At 72.3% G+C, this 6,868-nt stretch carries 5 protein-coding genes; 1 reads left to right on the top strand and 4 read right to left on the bottom strand.

Features of this window, described 5'->3' with window-relative positions:
- Positions 1 to 1,151: 1,151 nt before the first annotated feature.
- The 4 genes from MKK49_RS16145 to MKK49_RS16130 form a co-directional block, all read right to left on the bottom strand.
- A complete protein-coding gene (locus MKK49_RS16145; protein ID WP_244030182.1) occupies positions 1,152 to 3,122 on the bottom strand; it encodes an AI-2E family transporter in 1,971 nt (656 codons plus the stop codon).
- Between the two features lie 93 nt (positions 3,123 to 3,215).
- Positions 3,216 to 3,596, bottom strand: a complete 381-nt coding sequence (locus tag MKK49_RS16140; protein WP_244030179.1) for a response regulator — start codon at positions 3,594 to 3,596, stop codon at positions 3,216 to 3,218.
- Positions 3,597 to 4,016: 420 nt separating this feature from the next.
- Positions 4,017 to 4,199 carry a hypothetical protein gene (locus MKK49_RS16135; RefSeq protein ID WP_244030177.1) on the bottom strand — a complete coding sequence of 61 codons (183 nt, stop codon included), beginning with the start codon at positions 4,197 to 4,199 and terminating at the stop codon, positions 4,017 to 4,019.
- A gap of 60 nt (positions 4,200 to 4,259) precedes the next feature.
- Entirely contained in the window at positions 4,260 to 5,654 is a 1,395-nt protein-coding gene (locus tag MKK49_RS16130; protein ID WP_244030175.1) for an FAD/NAD(P)-binding protein, read from the bottom strand.
- A 294-nt stretch (positions 5,655 to 5,948) separates the two neighbouring features.
- Between MKK49_RS16130 and chlG the strand changes: the two genes are divergently transcribed.
- Positions 5,949 to 6,845 carry a chlorophyll synthase ChlG gene (gene chlG / locus MKK49_RS16125; protein WP_244030173.1) on the top strand — a complete coding sequence of 299 codons (897 nt, stop codon included), beginning with the start codon at positions 5,949 to 5,951 and terminating at the stop codon, positions 6,843 to 6,845.
- The last annotated feature ends 23 nt before the right edge of the window (positions 6,846 to 6,868 follow it).

The raw sequence follows: 6,868 nt of genomic DNA, 5'->3' as shown, positions 1-6,868 counted from the left end.
TGACCATGTCGCCCGCCTTCGCACCGACGGCGACGCCGAACCCGTTGCCGATCGCGATCGACCCGAGCGGCGCCCACCCGGTCTCGATGCCCTCGGGCATGATCTTGAGTTTCACCGCAGGCGGGCCGGGACGAAGTCCCGCAAGAGGGGCGACCTCTCTGGACAACGCGCTCCCCTCATCCGACTTGGCTCGCGGGCCACCTTCTCCCGCAGAGGGCAGACGGATTTGTCGACGCGACGTCAGCGTCCGACACCGAAAATCCTTGACAATATTCCTATTTCGTGGTTCAGTCTGGCCACCCGCCGCCCACACGGGAGGCCCGCCGGCGGACCGGCTCCGGGGGCCCGGGCGCCGGATACGGTCGCCCCGTTCGCTGGCCCGGTGTCCCCGGCGCCGCGTGCGGAACCGCCGCTGCGGCGGCCGACTAGTCAGGGCACGGCGCCCCGAGCCCGCCTCGTAGTGGGCGGACCGTCCACTCTCGCGGTGCGCCCCCGGGTCCCGGAGCCAGCCACAACACGGCCCCCCCGTCCAGGGCACCTTGCGTCGCCGATGCGGCCCGGGGCGATGGCGAAACCGGGCCATCGACGCGGGGCACCGTCTCCTCCCCCCGAGCCCCCCGACCCGGTCCGCCGGCGGGCCTCCCGTGTGGGCGGCGAGTGGCCAGACTGAACCACGAAATAGGAATATTGTCAAGGATTTTCGGTGTCGGACGCTGACGTCGCGTCGAAAAATCCTTCTCCCCTCTGCGGGAGAAGGTGGCCCGCGAGCCAAGTCGGATGAGGGGAGCGCGTTGTCCAGAGAGGTCGCCCCTCTTGCGGGACTTCGTCCCGGCCCGCCTGCTCCGCAGGCACCCTCTCCCGCAGAGGCGACCGAGATTCACACCTCCGCTCGTCAACGGTCTTCGCAGGCCGCGACGGGTCGGCGTGATACCTCTTCCGGTTGATCACTTCGGATCGAACGGTCGCGACGGAACTCCCTCTCCTGGAAGGAGAGGGTTGGGGTGAGGTGTGGGACCTATTCGGAAAGTTCGCACACCTCACCCTGTCCCTCTCCTTCCAGGAGAGGGGACCCGCGCGTCACCTCGACCTTCAGCGGTCCGCACGAGGGAGAGATCGAACCGACCGATAGGCCACCACATCCTCCGTGCGGTTCAAGCCGGGACGGGCGGACCGGCCAGATGCGGGATCGCCGGAGCGGGCGCCGCGAGGGAATCGGGGCGGCGCTCGGAGAACCGCAGGGCCGCGTCGAGGGCGCCGTTCAGGGACGTCACTAGCACGTCGGCCGAGACCGTGCGCCGGAGGCGCTCCAGGGTGGACGGGTCGCGCTCGCGCCAGAACCCGACGAGGACCCTCACGCCCGGAATCGCCCGCCGCGCCTGGCGGACATTGAGGCGGATCTGCGAGAGGCTCACGGGTTCGAGATAGGAGAAGCACACCATCGCGATGCCCTCCACCACCGGCGGCTGCTCGCCCTGGCGCAGGGCCGCCATGGACATGACCTGCGCGGCCAAGCCGTGCTGGCCCAGGATCTGGCTCAGCATCAGGGTCGCGGCCTCGTCGAACGGGCCGCGGCTCGATACGCACAGGACGGGGCGGGGGCCGCGCCAGCCCGGCGCGAGGTCGGCCTGGGCCCGGACGATGGCGGCCACCTGACGGTCGGGGCCGACGGCGGCCACCGCCGCCGAGGTCTCGCTGTTGCCGGTCTTGGACCGCCCGCTCTTGGCCCGCCGGACCGGCCGGGTGCCGAGACGCGTCACGACGGTGCGCAGCGAGGTGCCGACCTCGCCCTGGCGCTCGCGGTCGAGGGCCCCGCGCGCCAGATCCTCCTGCGCCATCAGGAGACCGGCGAGCACCACCTCGTCGTAGTAGGTCACCAGGGCCCGGGCCTTGAGGAACAGCTCGCCCTGGTCGATGGCCTCGGCCGGATCGCCCGCCAGCATGCGCTGGTAGAAGATCTCCGGCGGCGACAGGGCCGGCTGGTCGCCCAGGATCACGTCGAGGAACCACAGGCGCTCGATGTGGCGCCCCAGCACCACGAGGCAGACGGTGATGGGGGTGGCGAGGACGAGGCCGATGGGCCCCCACAGGAAGGCCCAGAGGGTCGCCGCCAGGATCACCGCGATGGGCGAGAGCCCGGTGGAATGGCCGTAGAGCAGGGGCTCGACGACGTGGCCGGCGATGGGCTCGACCACGAGGAACAGGGCCGCCGTGGCGATGACCATGGTCCAGCCCGGGTCCACGGCCGCCGCCACCACGAGGGGCAGGAGAGCACTGATGGCGGCCCCCACGTAGGGCACGAAGCGCATGATGGCGGCGAGCACGCCGAACAGGATCGGGTTGGGCACGCCGATCCACCACAGGCCCACCCCGATGACGAGCCCGAAGGCGATGTTGAGGCAGAGCTGCGCCAGGAAGAACCGGCTGAGGCGGCTGACCGCGTCGTCGATGGCCGCCGTGGTCCGGCGCAGGTCGCCCGAGCCGGCGAGTCGGATGGCGCGGTTTCTGAGGTCCTCGCGCTGCAGGAGGATGAAGATCGTGAAGATCAGGATCAGGCCGGTGGTGGCGAGCGGGTGGAGGATGGGGGCCGCGAAGGCACCCAGGGTTCCGAGCAATCCGACCTTGGCCGCCGCGATCTGCACGTGGAGCGGACGGTCGAGGCTGCCGGCCTTGGCCGCCTCCGCGGCGGCATCCTTCACCTCCGGCTGAAGCTGCGCGCCGATATCCTGCGCCATGTCGATCACCCGCGTGAGGGTGCCGCTCCCGGCGGTCGCCTCCTTCAGGGAGGCGATCTTGTCGCGCATGGTGAGCTGATAGCGCGGCAGGTCGGCGGCGAGCTGCGCCGCCTCGTTGGCGATGAGCAGCGCGACGCCGAGCAGCGCCCCGAAGGCGGCGATCACCACCAGCATCACCGCCAGGGCGCGGGGCACGCGGATGCGCCTCAGGAGGCGCACGGCCGGAACCAGGACGAAGCTGAGCAGGATGGCCAGGGTCACCGGCACGAAGATGTCGCGGCCGAGATAGAGCGCCGCCGCGATGGTGATGACGAGGAGGCAGGACGCCAGGGTCGTGAAGACCGGCATCGCCTGCCGGAGCAGGCGGGCGGTGATGGGATCGTCGCTCATGGGTACGCTACGGTCTCGTCAGGGGGAGAGCGACGCAAGTGTCGGGAAGGCTCGAACCGCGGGCGAGAGGATTCGGGCCGCGGGCGACGGCGTTCAAGCCGCCGGCGCCGGCGAACCGACGGCGGCGTTGATCTGGGTCAGCAGCTTGGAGAAATCGACGGGCTTGGGGTGGTAATCGTTGCACCCCGCCTGGATCGCCTTGTCGCGGTCGCCCGACATGGCATGCGCGGTGAGCGCGATGATCGGGATGCCCTGCGTGTCGCTGCCCGATTTCAGCACGCGGGCGGCGGACCAGCCGTCGAGGATCGGCAGGTTCATGTCGAGGAGGATCACGTCGGGCCGGGCCGTGCGCGCCTGCTGCACGCCGGCCTCGCCGTCATGGGCGAGGATGACCTCGTAGCCGCGCCGCTTCAGCCGGCGGGACAGAAAATCCCAGATTTCCTCATGGTCTTCCACCAACAAGATCTTGGCCATCATCCGCTCCCCTGAATGCCTTCGTGCGCGGGATCGACCGCGCGGACCGATCCACGCCAACCGCCCCGCATGTCCCGTGCCCGTTGAGGCCGGGGGTCGATTCCCACGGTCCGGGCCGGCGCGCGGGGAGGAGCCCCGGCCCGATGCCGGCGCCCCGCACGCCTGTGCCGCCCTGAACGCCCATCCACGGCCGAGGCCGACCGCACCTGACCGGTGCCGCCGGACTCTTCACCGTGCTGTGAACGCACAAGTCGTGCGAACGGTCCCAACCGACCGGGCCGATCGCGCAGGGGTTCATCGGGACGGACAGGGGGGTTCATCGGGACGGGGCGGAGACGTCGGGGCGCCTCACGAAACGCCCGACCACCGCCGGCTCCCGCCTCGAGCGCCACGGCCCGGCGGGAGTTTCGTGAGGGACCCTCAGTGCCGGGTGGACGGGGTGGAGGCGGGCCCCGGCAGGAGGCCGCTATCCTGCATCACGATGAGGCCGAGCATCGCCGCCAGCAGGGTCGCCAGGGAGGCGAGGCGGCCGAGATGGCGCTGCCGCACGATCATGACGACGAGGACGACCAGGAGCGCGAGAAGAAGCAGGAGGGTGAGCATGTCGAGCCGTTCGGGTGGGGTTGTGGGACGGTCATAGCGCCATTCCGCCACAGGGGGCTATCAGTCCGGGATCGCCCCCCGATCGGTCCCCGAGAGCGCCTGCGCCACGGCACCCGCGAGGCCGGCGGCCTGGTTGCGGATGTCGGGCACGGCCGTGCATTCCCACAGGACGCCGCGCAGGAGCGGCCCCACCACCCAGAGGGGCGCGGCCTCGGCCGGCCCGAGGGCGCCAGGAGTCAGCGCCCTGAGATCCGGGGCGGCGTCGAGGCCGATGCCGAACGGCCCCGGGCGCACGAGGCCGCGCCCCATGAGCCGGCGGATGAAGGGATCGTCGGTCTCCGCCACCCGGCCGATGCCGGTGGCGTCGAGGATGCACTGGACGGGGAGGCGCTCGTCCCCGGCCGAGCCGCGCGGGCGCAGGGTCACGACCGCCGCGTCCGCCGTGTCGGCGACGGAACGGATGCGCCCGGCCCGCACCACCAGGGTGCCCCGGGCGATCTCGTCGGCGATGGCCTCGGCCGCCGGTGGCGCCGTGCGGTGGCGATGGACGTCCCAGAACGGGCGCAGATGGCGCAGGAAGCGGGCGCGCTCGGGCGCCGGCAGGTCGCGCCACAGGGCGTCGGTGACCGGACGCAGGGCGTCGATGACCCCGCGCCAGCCGCTTCCCCCCGCCTCCGCCCGGACGATCTCGTCCCGGATGCGGGCGACGAGGGCGGGCAGCGTCGTCACCCCGGCGAGATCCGGCATCGGCCACGGCCGGGCGGGGGCGTGGGCGCTCGGCAGGAGTCCGCGCCGGGACAGGGCGACGATGCGGCCGGAGAAGCCGTGCCGCCGCAGGGCCGCCACGGCATCCACCATGGTCAGCCCCGTGCCGACGATGAGGACCGTCCGATCGGGATGGAGGCGCCCGAAGCTCCCGGGCGACCACGGATCGGCCTGGTGGCGGCTGCGCGGCGCCTCGGGGGAGCCGAGGTTGCCCATGGCGAGGACGGCGCCGGCGATGGGGTAGGACGCGCCGCCCTCCGTGCGCAGGGTGTAGCCGCCGGGCACCGGCTCGAGGTCGGTGACGGCATCGTTGACGAGATCGAGGCGGGGCGGCCCGTCGCCCCCCGTCACGGCGCGGGTCAGCAGCTCCGTGAGGTAGCGGCCATACAAGCCGCGCGCCGCGAAGGTCCCGCCCGGCGTGACGCGGATGCCGGCGGCCTCGGCCCCGTCGAAGGCCGTCGCGGCGAGCCATTCCGAAAAGTGCTCCGGCCGGTCGGGATAGGCGCTCATGTTCGCCGCCCGGACGTTGAGGAGGTGGTCCGGGTTGCCGGTGGCGTAGGCACGCCCCCGTCCGAACGTGCCCGCCCGCTCGCACAGGAGCACGCGCCGCTCAGGCTCCAGGCGCGCCAGGAGCTGGATCGCGCTCATGGTGCCGCTGAAGCCGGCGCCGATCACGGCGACGGGACGCATGGGCTCCCTCGATGTCATCCGATCCCTAGCTCCCTGGACACGCCGCCAGATTAGGAGCGTCCTGTAAAACGAACAAGACCTGCAGCCGAGGATCAAGATCTGCGGCAGAGGATTGAGGGATACGGGTCCGATCCGTCTCCGAACGGGTCCCGATTCACGCGCATGGGGTACGGGATGTCCCTTAAAACGAACGTCCCGGCGGGCCGGACCAAGCGTGTCGGGCCGCCTTCCGACGCCCTACCAAACGCCGAAACCTTCCGGTAGCCTCGGACGCGGCGCGACGGCGGGGGATGCATGAACGGGACGCGGCTCCATCCCGGCACCCCGGCCCTCGGGGCGGTGCTGGAATTGCTCAAGCCGGTGACGTGGTTCCCACCCATGTGGGCCTTCGGCTGCGGCGTCGTCGCCTCGGGCGTGCCCCTCGCGGGGCATTGGGGCGTGGCCCTGACGGGCATCCTGCTCGCCGGTCCCCTGGTCTGCGCCACGAGCCAGGCGGTCAACGACTGGTTCGACCGGGAGGTCGATGCCATCAACGAGCCGCACCGGCCGATCCCCTCGGGCCGCATCCCCGGCCACTGGGGCCTCGTCATCGCGGTGGCCTGGACCGGCCTGTCGCTGGCCGTGGCGGCGAGCCTCGGGCTCTGGGTCTTCCTCGCGGCCGTCCTCGGCCTGGCGCTCGCCTGGGCCTACAGCGCGCCGCCCCTGCGGCTGAAGCGGAACGGCTGGTGGGGCAATGCCGCCTGCGGCCTGTGCTACGAGGGCCTGGCCTGGGTGACGGGGGCGGCGGCGATGCTGGGCGGCGCCCTGCCGCCGGCCACCTCCCTGATCCTCGCCGCCCTCTACAGCGCCGGGGCCCACGGCATCATGACCCTCAACGACTTCAAGTCCGTGGCGGGCGACCGCCAGATGGGCATCCGCTCCCTGCCGGCGCACCTCGGGCCGGCGCGCGCCGCGCGGGTGGCGTGCTGGGTCATGGCCGTGCCGCAAGGGGCGGTGATCGGCCTCCTCCTGGCCTGGGGCCGGACCGTCGAGGCGGGCATCGTCGCGGCGCTCCTGGCCGGGCAGGCCGCGATGATGCGCCACTTCCTCGCCCGCCCGACGGAGCGGGCCCTCTGGTACAGCGGCTTCGGCGTGCCCCTCTACGTGTTCGGCATGCTGGCGAGCGCCTTCGCGGCGCGCGCGCTGGCCTGACGGGCGGGGGCCCGGCCACCGCC

The sequence above is a fragment of the Methylobacterium sp. J-090 genome (genome assembly GCF_022829345.1).
Classification (GTDB): domain Bacteria; phylum Pseudomonadota; class Alphaproteobacteria; order Rhizobiales; family Beijerinckiaceae; genus Methylobacterium.
Note: the sequence above shows the minus strand (reverse complement) of the source record. Positions and strands in the feature narration are given on the sequence as shown.